The sequence below is a fragment of the Comamonas sediminis genome (genome assembly GCF_041107495.1).
Lineage (GTDB): Bacteria > Pseudomonadota > Gammaproteobacteria > Burkholderiales > Burkholderiaceae_C > Comamonas > Comamonas sediminis.
Map to the genome: position 1 here is coordinate 37,318 of NZ_JBGBDC010000004.1, position 15,636 is coordinate 52,953.

Annotated in this window: 15 protein-coding genes; 6 read left to right on the plus strand and 9 right to left on the minus strand. The window is 63.8% G+C overall.

Annotated elements, in window-relative coordinates; translation table 11 throughout:
- Window position 1: 1 nt before the first annotated feature.
- The 7 genes from AB7A72_RS10270 to cyoA form a co-directional block, all read right to left on the minus strand.
- Window positions 2–544, minus strand: coding sequence for a response regulator transcription factor (locus tag AB7A72_RS10270; RefSeq protein ID WP_239808726.1), 543 nt, complete (start codon window positions 542–544; stop codon window positions 2–4).
- On the minus strand, window positions 507–1,808 hold the full coding sequence (locus AB7A72_RS10275) for an ATP-binding protein (RefSeq protein WP_407064977.1): 1,302 nt from the start codon (window positions 1,806–1,808) through the stop codon (window positions 507–509). The genes AB7A72_RS10270 and AB7A72_RS10275 overlap by 38 nt, the downstream gene beginning before the upstream one ends.
- A gap of 138 nt (window positions 1,809–1,946) precedes the next feature.
- Window positions 1,947–2,702 (minus strand): SURF1 family protein, encoded by a 756-nt coding sequence (locus tag AB7A72_RS10280; protein WP_369460127.1) that lies wholly within the window; start codon window positions 2,700–2,702, stop codon window positions 1,947–1,949.
- Window positions 2,703–2,771: 69 nt separating this feature from the next.
- Entirely contained in the window at window positions 2,772–3,200 is a 429-nt protein-coding gene (gene cyoD, locus AB7A72_RS10285; protein ID WP_369459853.1) for a cytochrome o ubiquinol oxidase subunit IV, read from the minus strand.
- On the minus strand, window positions 3,201–3,830 hold the full coding sequence (cyoC, locus tag AB7A72_RS10290; protein ID WP_312527084.1) for a cytochrome o ubiquinol oxidase subunit III: 630 nt from the start codon (window positions 3,828–3,830) through the stop codon (window positions 3,201–3,203).
- A complete protein-coding gene (gene cyoB / locus AB7A72_RS10295; protein WP_312460241.1) occupies window positions 3,823–5,826 on the minus strand; it encodes a cytochrome o ubiquinol oxidase subunit I in 2,004 nt (667 codons plus the stop codon). The genes cyoC and cyoB overlap by 8 nt, the downstream gene beginning before the upstream one ends.
- A 30-nt stretch (window positions 5,827–5,856) precedes the next feature.
- On the minus strand, window positions 5,857–6,912 hold the full coding sequence (gene cyoA, locus AB7A72_RS10300) for a ubiquinol oxidase subunit II (protein WP_369459854.1): 1,056 nt from the start codon (window positions 6,910–6,912) through the stop codon (window positions 5,857–5,859).
- Between the two features lie 187 nt (window positions 6,913–7,099).
- Between cyoA and AB7A72_RS10305 the strand changes: the two genes are divergently transcribed.
- Complete coding sequence (locus tag AB7A72_RS10305; protein WP_239808721.1) at window positions 7,100–8,452, plus strand: MFS transporter; 1,353 nt, start codon at window positions 7,100–7,102, stop codon at window positions 8,450–8,452.
- 135 nt (window positions 8,453–8,587) lie between these two features.
- Here AB7A72_RS10305 and AB7A72_RS10310 read toward each other — a convergent pair whose 3' ends face one another.
- On the minus strand, window positions 8,588–10,591 hold the full coding sequence (locus tag AB7A72_RS10310) for a peptidase U32 family protein (protein WP_369459855.1): 2,004 nt from the start codon (window positions 10,589–10,591) through the stop codon (window positions 8,588–8,590).
- A gap of 93 nt (window positions 10,592–10,684) precedes the next feature.
- Entirely contained in the window at window positions 10,685–11,413 is a 729-nt protein-coding gene (locus AB7A72_RS10315) for an NUDIX hydrolase (RefSeq protein WP_312527080.1), read from the minus strand.
- Between the two features lie 143 nt (window positions 11,414–11,556).
- Here AB7A72_RS10315 and AB7A72_RS10320 point away from each other — a divergent pair, with 143 nt between their 5' ends.
- The 5 genes from AB7A72_RS10320 to tadA all read left to right on the plus strand — a co-directional run bounded on the left by AB7A72_RS10320 (window position 11,557) and on the right by tadA (window position 15,601).
- Window positions 11,557–12,147, plus strand: a complete 591-nt coding sequence (locus AB7A72_RS10320) for an RNA 2'-phosphotransferase (RefSeq protein ID WP_369459856.1) — start codon at window positions 11,557–11,559, stop codon at window positions 12,145–12,147.
- The gene (locus AB7A72_RS10325; RefSeq protein ID WP_369459857.1) at window positions 12,144–12,767 is read left to right on the plus strand and encodes an HAD family hydrolase; all 624 of its coding nucleotides are present in this window, start codon (window positions 12,144–12,146) and stop codon (window positions 12,765–12,767) included. The genes AB7A72_RS10320 and AB7A72_RS10325 overlap by 4 nt, the downstream gene beginning before the upstream one ends.
- 108 nt (window positions 12,768–12,875) lie before the next feature.
- Entirely contained in the window at window positions 12,876–13,811 is a 936-nt protein-coding gene (locus AB7A72_RS10330) for an ADP-ribosylglycohydrolase family protein (RefSeq protein ID WP_369459858.1), read from the plus strand.
- Between the two features lie 33 nt (window positions 13,812–13,844).
- Window positions 13,845–14,090, plus strand: coding sequence for a hypothetical protein (locus AB7A72_RS10335; RefSeq protein ID WP_312527074.1), 246 nt, complete (start codon window positions 13,845–13,847; stop codon window positions 14,088–14,090).
- 5 nt (window positions 14,091–14,095) lie between these two features.
- The gene (gene tadA, locus AB7A72_RS10340) at window positions 14,096–15,601 is read left to right on the plus strand and encodes a tRNA adenosine(34) deaminase TadA (protein WP_369459859.1); all 1,506 of its coding nucleotides are present in this window, start codon (window positions 14,096–14,098) and stop codon (window positions 15,599–15,601) included.
- Window positions 15,602–15,636: the final 35 nt, after the last annotated feature.

Consider the following 15,636-nt stretch of genomic DNA (forward strand, 5'->3'; position numbering starts at 1 on the left):
TTCAACGGACATGGTGCTTTTCCAGCTTGCGGGCCAGGGTGCGGCGGTGCATGCCCAGGCGGCGTGCGGTTTCGGAGATGTTGAAGCCGGTCTCGGCCAGGGTCTCGTGGATCTTCTCCCACTCCAGTGTCTTGATCGAGGTCGTGGCGGCAGTCAGGTCGACCTCGGTGCTGCCTTCGACCCGGCTGAAGGCCGCTTCGATGTCATCGGTGTTGGACGGTTTGGCCAGGTAGTGGCAGGCGCCGAGCTTGATGGCTTCGACCGCGGTGGCAATGCTGGCGTAGCCGGTGAGCACGACGATCAGCGCATCGGGGTTTTGCGCATGCAGCAGCTGCACGCAGGACAGGCCCGAGGCATGGCCGGCCAGCTTCAGGTCCATCACCGCGTACTGCGGGCGCTCGGTCTGCAGCAGTTGGGCCACCTCGTCAGCGCTGCTGGCATGCAGCACGCGGTAGCCACGGCGCTCAAAGGAGCGGCGCAGCGTGCGGGCAAAAGCGGCATCGTCTTCAACCAGGAGTAGCAGGCGTTCTTGGGTGGAGGTCATGGTGTGGTTCATCATCCAGAGCAATGGAGGCCAGCGGCAGGCTGATGCGTACAGCTGCACCGCCGCCCAGGTGCTGCTCGCGGTTGCGGGCCTCGACATGGCCGCCCAGCGAGCGGGCCACATTCATCACCAGAAAGAGGCCCAGGCCACCGCCAGGGCGTTGTTTGGTCGACTGGTAGGGCTTGCCCAGATGGGCCAGGATCTCGCTCTTGAACCCCGGGCCGCTGTCGGTCACCTGCAGCACCAGCTGGGCGTCGTCCTGCGCGGGGCATTCCACCACCAGCTGGACAAAATCGGGCGAGGCCTCCAGTGCATTGTCCAGCACATTGAAAATCATCTGTTGCAACGAGGTATCCGAGATGATGGGAACGTCGCGTGCCACCTGCTTGCGGTAGACAAAATTGCCGGGCTGGCGGTGGCTTTGCCACTGCGCCACCACGCGGTCCATGAAGGTGACCAGGGTGGTGGTCTCGGGCGCATCGCCGCGCGTCTCACCGGCCGACAGCAGCACGCCGGTGACGATGGATTTGCAGCGCTGCACCTGGTGCTCCATCTCGTGCAGGTCCTCCATCAGCTCGCCGTCTTGCGCGATCGAGGGCATGCGCTGCCAGTCGCCCAGAATCACCGCCAGGGTCGACAGCGGCGTGCCCAGCTCATGGGCTGCGCCGCTGGCCAGCAGGCCCATGCGCACGATGTGCTCTTCCTCGGCGGCGCGCTGGCGCAGGTCGGCCAGGCGCGTATCGCGCAGCTGCAGATTGGACATGATGCGGTTGATGAACGAGACCAGCAAGATCGCATTGAGCCCGAAGCTGATCAGCAGCCCCAGCAGGTACAGCGAATGCATCGCGCCGCTGCGGTGGCTCATGATCTGCAGCGGCTGGTAGAAAAAGGCCAGCGCCACCGCGCAGCAGCCGGTGACCACCACAATGCCCCAGGCATAGAAGGGCTTGAGCAGTACCGCCCCCAACGTGACCTGCAGCAGGAACAACGTGATGAAGGGGTTGTTGGCGCCGCCGCTGAGGTAGAGCTGCAGGCTCAGCGCAGCGACATCGGCGAGCAGTGCCACGAACAGATCGCTCGACGAGATATCGTGCTGGCGCCAGCGCAGCCACCAGATGCAGATCAGGTTGGTGATGACCAGTCCGGCCAGCACGGCCAGCATCTCGTACAGCGGCAGGTAGATGTCAAAGCCCCAGCGGACCAGCGAAATGGTGACCACCTGCCCCACCACGGCCAGCCAGCGCAGCTGGATCAGCAGCTGCATGTTCTGGCGGTCGGTGGTGTGGGTGACCTGAAAAGGGGAGGGGATGGACAGTGGCACCGTGCGATTGTGCCGCAGTCGGCAGGCCTTGCGCCTGCCAGTGTTACCAGCGCCGCCAGGCGCCGGTAAGTCTGAGGGTGATTAACGCACGCGCTTGCGTTTGCGCAGCACCAGCCAGGTCGCGCCTGCCACCATCAGCGCCAGGCCGTACCAGGTCAGCGCATAGACCAGGTGGTTGTTGACAAAGCGCACCTGCGTGAGACCGGCGCGTGGCCATTGCTGGCTTTGCAGGTCGCTGGCGCTGCTGCGCTTTTGCTCGCCCACCAGCTCGGCGCTGCCATCGGGCAGGCCTTCATCGATGAAGAAGGGGGCCACCTGCGTCAGGCCCTGGGCCTGTGCGATGGCCTGCACATCGCGGGAGAACCAGCGCTGGGATTGCGGGTCGTTGTCGCGCAGAAAGCCGCCCTTGGGCTCGGTGGCGCGCAGCAGGCCCGTCACGCGGACCTCGCCCGTTGGCGTAGCAGCTGCCAGCTGCGGGCCGCCTGCCCAGTCACGGCGCAAGGCATCAGGCACAAAGCCCCGGTTGACCAGCACCTGGCTGCCATCGGCCTGCTGCAAAGGAGTCAGCACCCAAAAGCCCGAGCCCAGCGCGGTAGTGGCCTGGGTCAGCACGGTCTTGTCGGTCAGCCACTGGCCTTGCAGGCTGCTGGGCTGGTATTCCACCGCCTTGGCATCGAGCTGGTTCCAGCTGGCCGGGGCGGGCAGCGCTTGGGGCGCGCTGTGCACCCGGCGCTCGACCCGTTCGATCAGGTCCAGCTTCCACTGCAGGCGGTAGACCTGCCAGGTGCCCAAGGCGATAAAGCCCAAGAACAAGGCGATGCCCACGGTCGCGAGCATCGCCTGAAAAAGTGCGGAATGCCGGGGCAGACCCGGGGCATTCCGTTGCGTTTCGTTGGTCAAAACAGCTTAGTGGTTGGTGTGGCCTTCGCCGGCAGGTTGCTGCGGGTTCACGACCGTGGGGCTGTGGTTGTGGCCCGGCATCATGTTGGTGTTCATGTGGTACATGACCCACAAGGTACCAGCCAGGGTCACGGCCACGAACACGATGGTGAAGATCGTGGACATCAGGGTCCAGCCGCCTTCGACCTTGCCGTTCATGTGCAGGAAATAGATCATGTGCACGATGATCTGCACGACGGCGAAGAAGGCGATCACGACAACGGTGGTGGTGCGGTTCTCAAACACATCGCCCATGACCACGGCAAAGGGGATGGCCGTCAGGATGATCGACAGGAAAAAGCCGATCATGTAGCCCGAGAAGGTGCTGTGCGGGCCATCTTCATGACCGTGGTGGTCGTCATGGCCGTGTGCAGCGTGGTGGTGTTGTGCGCTCATTTACAGCACTCCGATCAGATAAACGAAGGAGAAGACGCCGATCCAGACCACGTCCAAGAAGTGCCAGAACATCGACAGGCACATCAGGCGGCGGTTGTTCTCACGGGTCAGGCCGTGCTTGCCGATTTGCAGCAGCAGCACCACCAGCCACACCAGACCGAAGGTCACGTGCAGACCGTGGGTGCCCACCAGTGCAAAGAAGGCCGACATCGCAGCGCTGCTTTGCGGGCCGGCGCCCACATGGATCAGGTGGTGGAACTCATACAGTTCCACGCCCAGGAAGCCCGCACCGAACAGGCCGGTGATGATCAGCCAGACGACGGTGCCCTTGACCGAGCCCTTTTGCTTGGCCAGCATCGCAAAGCCGAAGGTGATGGACGAGAACAGCAGCAATGCCGTGTTGATGGCCACCAGGCTCAGGTCGAACAGCTCGGCACCACCGGCGCCGCCGGCATAGTTGCGGCCCAGCGCGCCGTAGGTGGCGAAGAGGGCTGCAAAGATCAGGCAGTCGCTCATCAGGTAGAGCCAGAAGCCCAGAGCGGTGCCATTTTCAACATGCGGCTCTTCCTTGAGGAAGTAGTCGCGGTTCAGGGCGCCGGGCGCCCCGGCGAGTGTGTTGTGATTAGACATGGCGGGCCAACAGTTGGGTACGTTCTTCTTCGGTGGCTGCTACCTGCGTTGCAGGGATGTAGTAGTCACGCTTGTAGTTGAAGGTGTGGATGATCGAGGCCAACACGATGCCGGCAAAGCTCAGACCCGCCAGCCACCACATGTGCCAGATCATGGCAAAGCCGAAGACCAGGGCGATCATCGAGATCACGAAGCCGGCGCCGGTGTTCTTGGGCATGTGGATTTCCACGAAACCGTCGAGCTTGCGCTTGAAGCCGTGCTTCTTCATGTCCCACCAGGCGTCGCTGTCATGCACCGCTGGCGTGAAGGCGAAGTTGTACTGAGGAGGAGGCGAAGAGGTCGCCCATTCCAGCGTACGGCCGTTCCAGCAGTCACCGGTCACGTCACGCAGCTGGTCGCGCTTGAGGTAGCTGACGAACAACTGGATGAAGAAGCAGGCGATACCCAGAGCGATCAGCACGGCGCCGAACGCAGCGATGATGAACCAGATCTGCAGCGAGGTGTCTTCGTAGTGGTTGACGCGGCGGGTCACACCCATCAGGCCCAGCACGTACAGCGGGGTGAAGGCCACCCAGAAACCGATGAACCAGAACCAGAACGACGCCTTGCCCCAGAACTCGTCGAGGCGGTAGCCGAAGGCCTTGGGGTACCAGTAGTTGATACCGGCAAACACGGCAAACACCACGCCACCAATGATCACGTTGTGGAAGTGGGCGATCAGGAACAGCGAGTTGTGCAGCACGAAGTCAGCAGGCGGCACGGCCAGCAGCACACCGGTCATACCACCGATGGTGAAGGTCAGCATGAAGCCCACGGTCCACAGCATGGGCACGGTGAACTTGATGCGGCCACGGTACATCGTGAACAGCCAGTTGAAGATCTTGGCGCCGGTCGGGATCGAGATGATCATCGTCGTGATGCCGAAGAACGAGTTCACGCTGGCACCGGACCCCATCGTGAAGAAGTGGTGCAGCCACACCAGCCAGGACAGGATGGTGATACACACGGTCGCATACACCATCGAGGTGTAGCCGAACAGGCGCTTGCGGGAGAAGGTGGCGACGATTTCGGAGAACACGCCGAACGCAGGCAGGATCAGGATGTAGACCTCAGGGTGGCCCCAGATCCAGATCAGGTTCACGTACAGCATGGGGTTGCCGCCCAGCTCGTTGGTGAAGAAGTTGGTGCCGACGTAGCGGTCCAGGGTCATCAGCACCAGCACGGCGGTCAGGATCGGGAACGAGGCCACGATCAGCGCGTTGGTGCACAGCGAGGTCCAGGTGAAGATAGGCATCTTCATCAGGTTCATGCCAGGTGCGCGCATCTTGATGATGGTCACGATCAGGTTGATACCGGACAAGGTCGTCCCGACACCGGCAATCTGCAGCGCCCAGATGTAGTAATCCAGACCGACGCCCGGGTGGTACTCGCCCAGACCCGACAGTGCCAGCCAGCCCAGGGTGGAGAACTCACCGACGAACAGCGAGGCCATCACCAGCACGGCACCGGAGGTGGTCATCCAGAAGCTGAAGTTGTTCAGGAACGGGAAGGCCACGTCACGCGCACCGATTTGCAGCGGCACCAGATAGTTCATCAGGCCGGTCACAAAAGGCATGGCCACGAAGAAGATCATGATCACGCCGTGGGCGGTGAAGATCTGGTCGTAGTGGTGCGGAGGCAGGTAGCCCATCGATTCACCGGCAGCCAGCGCCTGCTGGCCACGCATCATGATCGCATCGGCAAAGCCGCGCAGGAACATGACCAGGCCGAGGATCATGTACATGATCCCGATGTTCTTGTGGTCGATGGAGCAGATCCAGTTCTTCCACAGCGGACCCCAAAGCTTGAACTTGGTGATACCGGCGAAGACGACGAGGCCGCCCAGGACCACGGCAATGAAGGTCCACAACACGATGGGCTCATGCACCATCGGTATGTCATTCCATGTCAGCCGCCCGAGGAGCGGGTCATGGCTTACGTTTGTAGCTACGGACATATTGAGTCTCTTTGAAAATTCTCGATGGGGTTACTGCGCCACGGGGGTGCCAGGCGCCTGCTCGCCCAGGGAGGCGACCACCGCAGGGGCGTTGGCCACCGTGCACACGTCGTCTTCAGGGATCAGCGAAACACTCTTGCCTGCAGCTGCACGGGCCTTGATGTTGGCCATGGCATCCTTGGCCATGATCTCGTCCATGCACATCTTGCCGGCTTCAACGCAGCGGTTGAGCACGGCGTGGTACAGGGTGTTGTCAACGGTGCCGAACAGGCGGACCGGATCGCGCTCGCTGGGCTTTTCCAGCTTCACGTATTCGGCGCGGTCCAAGGTAGCGCCTTCGGTCTTGGCCTTTTGCACCCAGGCGTCGAAATCGCCATTGCTCAGGCCATGGAACTTGAAGGTCATACCGGCAAAACCCGAGCCGCTGTAGTGCGAGCTCATGCCCTTGTACACACCGGGCTTGTTGATCACGGCGTTCAGCTGCGTCTGCATTGAAGGCATGGCATAAATCATGCCTGCCAGGTCAGGGACGTAGAAAGCATTCATCGTCGTGGTCGCCGTCAGCTTGAAGCGGATCGGGCGGTCGACAGGTGCAGCCAGCTCGTTGATGGTCGCAATGCCTTGCTCAGGGTAGATGAAGAGCCACTTCCAGTCCATCGCCACCACTTCCACTTCGAGCGGCTTGACGTCGGCGGCCAGAGGGCGGTTGGCGTCAATGCGGTCCAGGGGGCGGTAGGGGTCGAGCTTGTGGGTGTAGATCCAGGTCAGCGCGCCCAGCGCGATGATGATCAACAGCGGTACGGACCAGATCACCAGCTCCAGCACCGTGGAGTGGTGCCATTCGGGATCGTAGTCCGCAGGCTCATTGCTTTCGCGGTACTTGAACGCGAAGAGCAGGATCAGCACGATCACCGGAACGATGATGATCAGCATCAGCAACGTGGCGATGATCACCAGATTGCCGGACTGCGCCGCCACGTCTCCCGCAGGGTTGAGGACAACGGTATTACAGCCTGCAAGGCTGGCGGCAACCAGTAACGCCGCAACGAGCCGTGAAGGCCCGCGAAGTTTTTTGAGATCAGGCATGCGAAAGGGCACGGCAAGCGCGCTTAGGTATAAACATGGATTGCAAAATCCCCCCAAATGTAAATGCTAGAGGCAGGCCTGTCGATTGGACATTTTGTCCTACGCCCTCTCAGAAAGTACCCAGCTAGGCTCCTGGTGAAGGTACGGTCTCAGCAGGCCGGTAACAGCTTGAGGAAGGAGCTTTTGTATGAGTAGTCTCGGTTACACAGCATCTCCTGTCGGCGGCACCCCCGGTGCTGATCCCCATTCCCGTGCCCATTCTGACGAAGATGTAACACCTGGCGAGATCGCGGTCGGCGTTATTATCGGCCGTTCGTCAGAGTACTTTGACTTTTTCGTATTTGGTATAGCGGCCGTCTTGGTCTTTCCAAGCGTTTTCTTCCCCAATTTCTCTCAGCTGAACGGCACTTTGCTGTCGTTTGCGGTCTTTGCAATCGCCTTCATTGCCCGACCGGTGGGCACTGCGATTTCGATGGCCATCCAGCGCCGCTGGGGCCGGGCCGCCAAAATGACCGTGGCTTTGTTTCTGCTCGGTGTCTCCACGGTCGGCATCGCCTTTTTACCCGGGTATGACGTGCTGGGCCGTACGGCCATCTGGCTGCTGGCACTGTTCCGCTTTGCCCAGGGCCTGGCGCTGGGCGGCTCCTGGGACGGGCTGCCATCGCTGCTGGCGATGAATGCCCCCAGCAACCGCCGAGGCTGGTACGCGATGATTGGGCAGCTGGGTGCGCCGCTGGGCTTTGTGCTGGCGGCCGGTCTGTTTGCCTACCTGTACAGCGCGCTGTCGAAGGCCGAGTTTCTCAGCTTCGGCTGGCGCTATCCGTTCTATGTCGCCTTTGCGGTGAACGTGGTGGCCTTGTTTGCGCGGCTGCAGCTGGTGCTGGGCCAGACCTACACCCAGGCCATGCAGGAGCGGGAGCTGGAGCCTGTCAGCGTCACCCGCCTGATCGATGAGGAAGGCAGCCACGTGGCCATCGGTGCGTTTGCCGCGCTGGCCAGCTTTGCGCTGTTCCATCTGGTCACGGTGTTTCCGCTGTCCTGGATTTCGCTGTACTCCCAGCAGCCCATCACGCATGTGCTGGGCGTGCAGATACTGGGCGCCTTCTGTGCGGCGCTGGCCATTGTGGCCTCGGGCACGCTGGCAGACCGCTTTGGCCGGCGCAATACCTTGGGTGCGATGGCCGTGTTGATTGCACTGTTCAGCCTGGCCACACCGAAGCTGCTGTCCAGCGGCGTCACTGGTAACAACATCTTCATCATTGTCGGCTTTGTGCTGCTGGGCCTGTCCTACGGCCAGTCCTCGGGCACGGTCACTGCCAACTTCTCCGCCCGTTACCGCTACACCGGCGCCGCGCTGTCCACCGACATGGCCTGGCTGGTGGGTGCGGCGTTTGCACCGCTGGTGGCTCTGGGGCTGTCGGCCAAGTTCGGCCTGATCGCCGTCTGCCTGTACCTGCTGTCGGGTGCCATCTGTACGTTGGCTGCGCTAGGGATCAATCGCGCGCTGGAGTCGCGCGAGAGCGCCGAGTCCGGCGCGTGACCGGTTTTATCAAGGGACTGCCCATTGCGGGCAGCCAGGCCAAGGATTGACCTCGGTGCCTGGACCTTGGTGAAAATAAAGCTGCAGAGCGAAGCTCTTGCAGCTTTTTTTATGGGCGCAGGCCAGCAGCGGCGATCAGCTGCGCACCACCGCAGGCCGGGTGCGGTAGAACTGCATCGGGAACTCCTGCATCTCCTTGGCATGCTGGTTGATCACCGAGCGCTTCATCTTGCCCACCACATGCATCTCGCAGGGCTTGCAGTCAAAGCGCAGGGTCAGCTTTTCCTTGCCATTGATCAGCTGCAGCGGCTCGGCCTTGATGGTGCCCTTAACGCCGATGACACCCTTGGCCTGCTTGGGGCAGAGGCTCATTGAGAAGCGCACGCAGTGCTTGGTGATCATCAGCGAGACTTCGCCTTCCTCTTCCTTGCTCTCGTAGGCCGCGTCGATCACCTTGACGCCATGCTTCACATAGAAGTCATGCGCCTTCTGGTTGAACACGTTGGACAGGTAGGTCAAGGTGTCTTCCGGGAAGGGTACCGGTGGCTCCACCGGCAGCGCGCGCGGCAGGCGCACAAAGCCGGCCTCGCGGGCCGCTTCCAGCGCGGCCACCGCATCGCGGCGCAGCTGGTTCAGCGCCGAAGCCGGAATGAACCAGGGCTGGTCCAGCTGCAGGCTGATGTCATGCACCGAGAAGATCGTTGCGCCAAAACGGCCGAGCTGGTCGCGCAAGGTCGCCTCGGCCCGTTCGCTGTCGGTGGCGGGCTGGTGCGGCTGCACCAGGCTGGCGCTGCCGACAAAGCCGTCCTCGTCGGTCAGGGTCAGTGCAAAGCCGTCCGGGGTCTGGCTGAGCTGGGCCCACAGGCCAATGCGGCGCTCGCTGGATTTCTTGTCCAGCGTGCGCACCCAGGCCATGTCGCGGTTGCGGTTCACTTCCAGGCCCTTGCGCAGGTCCTTGAAGCCGGCGATCGGGTCCTTGGGGAATACACGCCACAGCGATTTCTTCGCATCCACCGATTCGGCGCGGTTGATCTGCATGCCGACCAGCTCTTTTTGCAGGTCGTAGTAGCACAGGCCATCGCCGTTGTGCAGCACGGTGTCGCGGCTGGAGGCTTCGAGCTCAACAAAGTTCTCGCCCACCTTGGTGACCCAGCCGATCGCACGGCCCGGCGTCTTGGGGGTGTCAAAGGCGCCGATATCGTCCTTGCGGCCATTGACGAAGTAGTCGGTGAACTCGCGGTTGAAGTTCTGGTCCGGGTCGGGCGTGAAGCTGAAGCTGGTGCGCCCAGACGACGAGCGCGCCAGTGGCGCATCCGAGAATTCGCGCTCTTCGATGATCTCGTCGAGCAGCTTGCGGTAGTGGGCGGTGATGTTCTTCACATAGCCCATGTCCTTGTAGCGCCCCTCGATCTTGAAGCTGCGCACACCGGCATCGATCAGCGCGCGCAGGTTGTCGCTCTGGTTGTTGTCCTTCATCGACAGCACATGCTTTTCATGCGCAATGATGCGGCCCTGGGCGTCCAGCACCTCATAGGGCAGGCGGCAGGCCTGGTTGCAATCGCCCCGGTTGGCGCTGCGGCCCGTGTGGGCGTGGGTGATATAGCACTGGCCCGAATAGGCCACGCACAAGGCGCCATGGACAAAGAATTCAATCGTCGTGCGCGCCGGGTCGGTCGCGGCACGCACGGCGGCAATCTGTTTCAGATCCAGCTCACGCGCCACCACGATCTGCGACAGGCCGGCATCCTGCAGAAAGCGGGCTTTCTCGGGCGTGCGGATATCGCTCTGGGTGGAGGCATGCAGCTGGATGGGGGGCAGGTCCAGCTCCAGCAGGCCCATGTCCTGGATGATCAGCGCATCGGCGCCGGCCTCATATACCTGCCAGGCCATCTGGCGCGCGCCTTCGAGCTCATCATCGCGCAGGATGGTGTTGAGCGTGATGAAGATGCGGCTGCCAAAGCGGTGCGCGTGGTTGATCAGGCGCTCCAGGTCGCGGATGTCATTGCCCGCCGTGGCGCGTGCGCCAAAAGCCGGACCTCCGATATAGACGGCATCGGCGCCATGGTTGATGGCTTCCATACCGATATCGGCATCACGGGCCGGGGAGAGCAGTTCGAGCTGGTGGGGCAGGAGGGACATAGGGGCCGGATTATCTCAGGTCGCTGCACTATGCCCTCGGTGCTGGGCGATAAGCTGACTGCCGTGCCAGCCCAAGCACCCAGGCAGCCCGGTTCAGCCGCGCGGGCTGAAGGTGCGCGGAAACACCACCGGCGCGCTGCGGTCGGCCAGGCGGTAGCCCATCGCCGGGCGGTTGGAGGGGCCCGCGACATGTCCGGCCTCATGCAGAAACTGCGCCGCCAGCATGCGGGTGCGAAAGCCGCTCTTGTCCACCGGTCGGCCCAGCACCGTCTCGTACACCTGCTGCAGCTGGGGCAGCGTAAAGGGCTCGGGCAGCAAAAAGGCGGGCAGCGAGGTGTACTCCACCTTGCCGCGCAGGCGCTCGACCGCAGCGCGCAGGATCTCGCTGTGGTCAAAGGCGAGTGCCGGCTCGCCGCCGAGCGCATCGACCTCGAACCAGGCCACATCGGCCGCATTGGCGCCCTTGGCCAGAGTCAGCGGCTGCGCAGCAATCAACGCAAAGTAGACATGGGTGGCGGACCAGCCACGTGGGTCCCGGCTGCGTCCGCCCCAGCTGCCCAGCTGCTCCAGGTAGGGGCTGGCGACATTGGTCTTCTCGCGCAGCTTGCGGTGGGCGCAGGCCTGCAGATCGCTGTCCTGCGCCACATCGACAAAGCCGCCGGGCAGCGCCCACAGCCCCGGGAACGGCTCCGAGCCGGATGCCGGGCGCTGCACCAGCAAGACCTTCAAGGCCCCGTCCACCACGCTGAAGATCACCACATCCACCGTGGTGTAGGGGCGTTCAAAATCAACGGGTTGGAGGCTGGCAGCGCTGGAAGCCATAGAAAACCTTGACGGATGGAAAAGCTAGTTGTATTGTACAACTCATGTAAGTTGTTCAATACAACTTAAGGCTTGTAAGCGTGGAGCAGCCCGAAGGCGGGCGCTCCCAAGGATGCATAACTACAACAAAAGAAAGATAAATGATGACTTTTAACCCACCAACCAAGGACATCCAGGCCGGCGAGCAGTCCGCCGCCATGACCCGCCGCAGCAAGCTGCTCAGCCTGGTGCTGCGGCACAGCCCCCAGAGCATCGGGCTGCAGCTCGATGATGCAGGTTGGGCGCATACAGACGAACTGCTCGCCTGCCTGGCCCGCAGTGGCAAAGCCATGAGCCTGGCCCAATTGCACGCGGTGGTGGCAAGCTGCGCCAAGCAGCGCTTTGCGTTCAGCGCGGATGGCAAGCGCATCCGGGCCAACCAGGGGCATTCGGTCACCGTCGAGCTGCAATTGGCCCCCAGCACCCCACCGGACGCGCTCTACCACGGCACGGCGACCCGCTTTCTCGACGCGATCCTGGCGCAAGGCCTGCAACGCCAAAAGCGCCACCATGTGCACCTGTCGGCCAGCATGGAGACGGCTGGCGCGGTAGGGCGGCGCCATGGCAAGCTGGCCCTGCTGCGGGTAGATGCGGCAGGCATGGTCGCCGATGGCCATGTGTTCTATTGCTCGGACAATGGCGTCTGGTTGACTGACGCTGTACCCGTGGCCTACCTGCAGAGGCTGGATGCATGAGCAGCCATCGCGTATTGGCGCTGGATGCTGACGGCGTGCTGCTCGACTACAACCTGGCTTATGCCGGGGCCTGGCAGCGCGCTTTCGGCTGCCGGCCTGCCTTGCGCAATCCCCACGCCTACTGGGCGGCAGACCGCTGGGATGTCGAGCGCCTGAGTGGCGAGGCGCTGCGCCAGTTTCGCGCAGGCTTGGATGCGCAGTTCTGGTCCGCCTTGCCTGCCGTACCCGGTGCGCTGACGGCTTGCCAGCAACTGGTGGCCGGCGGCTTTGAGCTGGTCTGCCTGACTGCCCTGCAGCCCCAGTTTGCCCAGGCAAGGCTTGGCAACCTGCGGGCCCTCGGCTTTCCGATTGAGCGGGTGACGGCCACGGGCAGCGGTGGCAGCGGTGCCAGCGCCGGCAGTCCCAAGGCGACAGCGCTCGCCCAACTGCAGCCGCTGGCCTTTGTGGATGACTATTTACCGAACTTTGCGGGCCTGCCAGACGGCATCCATCGCGCATTGGTGCTGCGCGAACCCGAGGGCAGCCCCAACTGCGGGCCGGCATTGCAACAACTGCATTCCACCCATGCCAGCCTGGCCGCGTTTGCGCACTGGTGGCTGGCGGAGAGACAAGAGAATTGACATGACATACACCAACCCCATCCAGCGGCCCGCGCTGGCGCGGCGTGCCTATCGCTGGGCCAGGTTCTTCATGGCGGCGCACGCGCAGCTGCGCGCCGGAGGCCAGTGATGCCGCCCAGCCTGGACCGCTTTCAAGGCGCATTGCTGGGCCTGGCCTGTGGCGATGCGGTGGGCACCACGGTCGAGTTCCAGCCGCGCGGCAGCTTTGTGCCGCTGACCGACATGGTGGGCGGGGGGCCGTTCTCGCTGCGGGCGGGACAGTGGACCGACGACACCTCGATGGCGCTGTGCCTGGCCGAGAGCCTGGTCACCAAGGGCGGCTGCGACCCGGCAGACCAGATGGCGCGCTATGCGAACTGGTACCGGTGGGGCTACTGGAGTTCCACCGGCCATTGCTTTGACATTGGCATGGCCACGCGGGAAGCTTTGCAGCGGTTCTTGCTCACCGGCAATCCACTGGCAGGCAGCACCGACCCGCACAGCGCTGGCAATGGCTCGATCATGCGGCTGGCACCTGTGGCGCTGCGCTTTTGCGGGGATGCGCAGCGATTGCAGGACCAGGCGGCGCTCAGCTCGCAAACCACCCACGGCGCCGCGGAGTGCCTGGATGCCTGCCGCCTATTGGCCGTGGCGATTGCCCGCGCGTTGCAGGGCCGCTCCAAACACGAGGTGCTGGCGCTGGCGGATCTGCGGCTGGCCAGCCCCCAACTGCAGCAGATTGCGCAGGGCCATTACCTGGCCAAAAGCCGGGAGGATATCCAGGGATCGGGCTATGTGGTGCGCAGCCTGGAGGCGGCGCTGTGGTGCTTTGCCCGGCATGGCTGCTTTGAGGATGCCGTGCTGGAGGCCGCAAATCTGGGCGATGACGCCGACACCACGGCGGCCATCACCGGGCAGATAGCGGGCGCCTTCTGGGGCGAGCAGGGCATACCAAGCCACTGGTTGCAGCGCCTGCACCTGGCCGATGACATCCGGGCGCTGGCTGGGCAGCTGTGGCAGGCCAACCAGGGCCTGCCGGCCACGGGCTGCGATGCCGCGCGATAATCAGACCCGCATACGGAATTGAGGGAGGATGCTATGCGGGCTGTATTGGGTTTGGCAGGGTTGCTGGTGGTGATGGCGATTGTCGCGCTGTTGATGAAACAGAACATGGCCGTGACCAAGGCGCCTGCGCCCGCTGCCGTGGAAGGCGTACCCGTGCCGCAGATCGACACCAGCAAGGATGTGAATGCACAAAGCCGGCAGATCCAGCAGCAGGTGCAGGACCAGCTGAGCCAGGCGCTGCAGCAGGATGCCCAGCGCCTGAAACAGGCCGAAGAGTGACGGCGATGGCCGACAGCCTCGTCCCCGCCGCTACCGGCAGCCCATTGCCCCACCAGCCTGGCGATGCGCACTGGATGCGCGCTGCGCTGGCGCAGGCGCGCGCTGCGGCTGAGGCGGGTGAAGTGCCGGTGGGCGCCGTGGTGGTGCGTGATGGCCAGATCGTAGGCCGGGGCTTCAACCACCCGATTGGCGCCCATGACCCCAGCGCCCATGCCGAGATCGAGGCCCTGCGCGATGCGGCCCAGCGCCTGGGCAATTACCGGCTTGAGGGCTGCACCTTGTATGTGACCTTGGAGCCCTGCGCCATGTGTGCAGGCGCCATCCTGCACGCGCGCCTGGACCGCGTGGTCTGGGGCGCTGCCGAGCCGCGCACCGGTGCCGGCGGTTCGGTGCTGGACCTGTTTGCGCAGGCCGCGCTGAACCACCACACCGCGGTGACCCCGGGGGTGTTGGCGGACGAGGCCGCAGCGCTGCTGACGGCATTTTTTGGCCAACGCCGCGTGCAGCAAAGGCAGCAGGCGCTGGCCAGCCACCCGCTGCGCGACGACGCACTGCGCACGCCCGACACGCTGTTTGCAGCGGCGCTGGATTGCGGCTGCCCCAGCTGCTTCTACAGCGATTGGCCCGCATTGGCGGGCCTGCGCCTGCATGTCAAAGACAGCGCGGGCCAGAACCCCCTGCCAGCCGCCGCAGCCCGGCAATGGCTGCTGTTGCCCGGCATGCCGGCCCATCAAGGGCTTTTTCGTGAATTGGCGGCAGGCCTGGCCGCGCGGGGTGATCGCGTAGTGGCCCCGGATTGGCTGGGCCTGGGACGCAGCGACAAGCCCAAAAAGGACCAGCGCCTGGGCGATGCGCAGCAGTTGGCAATGCTGCAGGACCTCATCGAGCATTTGCATCTGGATGGCCAGCAGGGGCTGGTCGTCGTCGCCCATGGAGATGCCGCGCGCCTGGCCCCGGCCCTGGTGGCGCAGCAGGCGGCGCTGGGCCGGCCGGTACAAGGGCTGTGGCTGGTCAACCCGCCTAACGCCGCGGTGCCGAGTGCGGACTACCGGCTCTGGCTGGAGCAGCTGGCGCGCAAGCCGGCGCTGGATATGGCCGCCGCGCTGGGCAGCAGCGCAATCGGTGCCGAGATGGATGCAGACCGCCAGCAATGGGCGGCGCAGTTTCCTGACAAGGGCTACCGCGCAGCGCTGCGTGCCTGGTCGCGTGATGCGTTGGCCGCCCTGGATGCCCCGGCTATGGCGCCGGCCGCATCAGTGCAAGCGCTGCCTGTGCTGGTCAGCCTGGGCGAGCAAGCCCGCTGGTGGCCTGCACCGGTGGATGGACTGGATGCCTGGCTGGCGGATGTTGCTACCAAAGCGGGCGGCACCGGGCCGCTGGCCTGGCAGCGTTGCGCTGGCGGCGACTGGCTGCCCTTGCAAAACAGCGCCGCACTGCTGCAGGCCAGCCGCTTCTTTGACGCCGGTGCGCAGCCCGCAGCACTGGGCTTGGCGGCAGCGGCTTTGCGCTGAGCCTATCTGCTGCACAATAGCCCGCAGCTGTTCCG

Excerpts from the sequence above, each read along its gene's own strand:
- AB7A72_RS10270 (WP_239808726.1), bottom strand. The coding sequence starts at position 544 with ATGACCTCCACCCAAGAACGCCTGCTACTCCTGGTTGAAGACGATGCC.
- AB7A72_RS10275 (WP_407064977.1), bottom strand. The coding sequence starts at position 1,808 with ATGCAGCTGCTGATCCAGCTGCGCTGGCTGGCCGTGGTGGGGCAGGTG.
- AB7A72_RS10280 (WP_369460127.1), bottom strand. The coding sequence starts at position 2,702 with ATGCTCGCGACCGTGGGCATCGCCTTGTTCTTGGGCTTTATCGCCTTG.
- cyoD (WP_369459853.1), bottom strand. The coding sequence starts at position 3,200 with ATGAGCGCACAACACCACCACGCTGCACACGGCCATGACGACCACCAC.
- cyoC (WP_312527084.1), bottom strand. The coding sequence starts at position 3,830 with ATGTCTAATCACAACACACTCGCCGGGGCGCCCGGCGCCCTGAACCGC.
- cyoB (WP_312460241.1), bottom strand. The coding sequence starts at position 5,826 with ATGTCCGTAGCTACAAACGTAAGCCATGACCCGCTCCTCGGGCGGCTG.
- cyoA (WP_369459854.1), bottom strand. The coding sequence starts at position 6,912 with ATGCCTGATCTCAAAAAACTTCGCGGGCCTTCACGGCTCGTTGCGGCG.
- AB7A72_RS10305 (WP_239808721.1), top strand. The coding sequence starts at position 7,100 with ATGAGTAGTCTCGGTTACACAGCATCTCCTGTCGGCGGCACCCCCGGT.
- AB7A72_RS10310 (WP_369459855.1), bottom strand. The coding sequence starts at position 10,591 with ATGTCCCTCCTGCCCCACCAGCTCGAACTGCTCTCCCCGGCCCGTGAT.
- AB7A72_RS10315 (WP_312527080.1), bottom strand. The coding sequence starts at position 11,413 with ATGGCTTCCAGCGCTGCCAGCCTCCAACCCGTTGATTTTGAACGCCCC.
- AB7A72_RS10320 (WP_369459856.1), top strand. The coding sequence starts at position 11,557 with ATGACTTTTAACCCACCAACCAAGGACATCCAGGCCGGCGAGCAGTCC.
- AB7A72_RS10325 (WP_369459857.1), top strand. The coding sequence starts at position 12,144 with ATGAGCAGCCATCGCGTATTGGCGCTGGATGCTGACGGCGTGCTGCTC.
- AB7A72_RS10330 (WP_369459858.1), top strand. The coding sequence starts at position 12,876 with ATGCCGCCCAGCCTGGACCGCTTTCAAGGCGCATTGCTGGGCCTGGCC.
- AB7A72_RS10335 (WP_312527074.1), top strand. The coding sequence starts at position 13,845 with ATGCGGGCTGTATTGGGTTTGGCAGGGTTGCTGGTGGTGATGGCGATT.
- tadA (WP_369459859.1), top strand. The coding sequence starts at position 14,096 with ATGGCCGACAGCCTCGTCCCCGCCGCTACCGGCAGCCCATTGCCCCAC.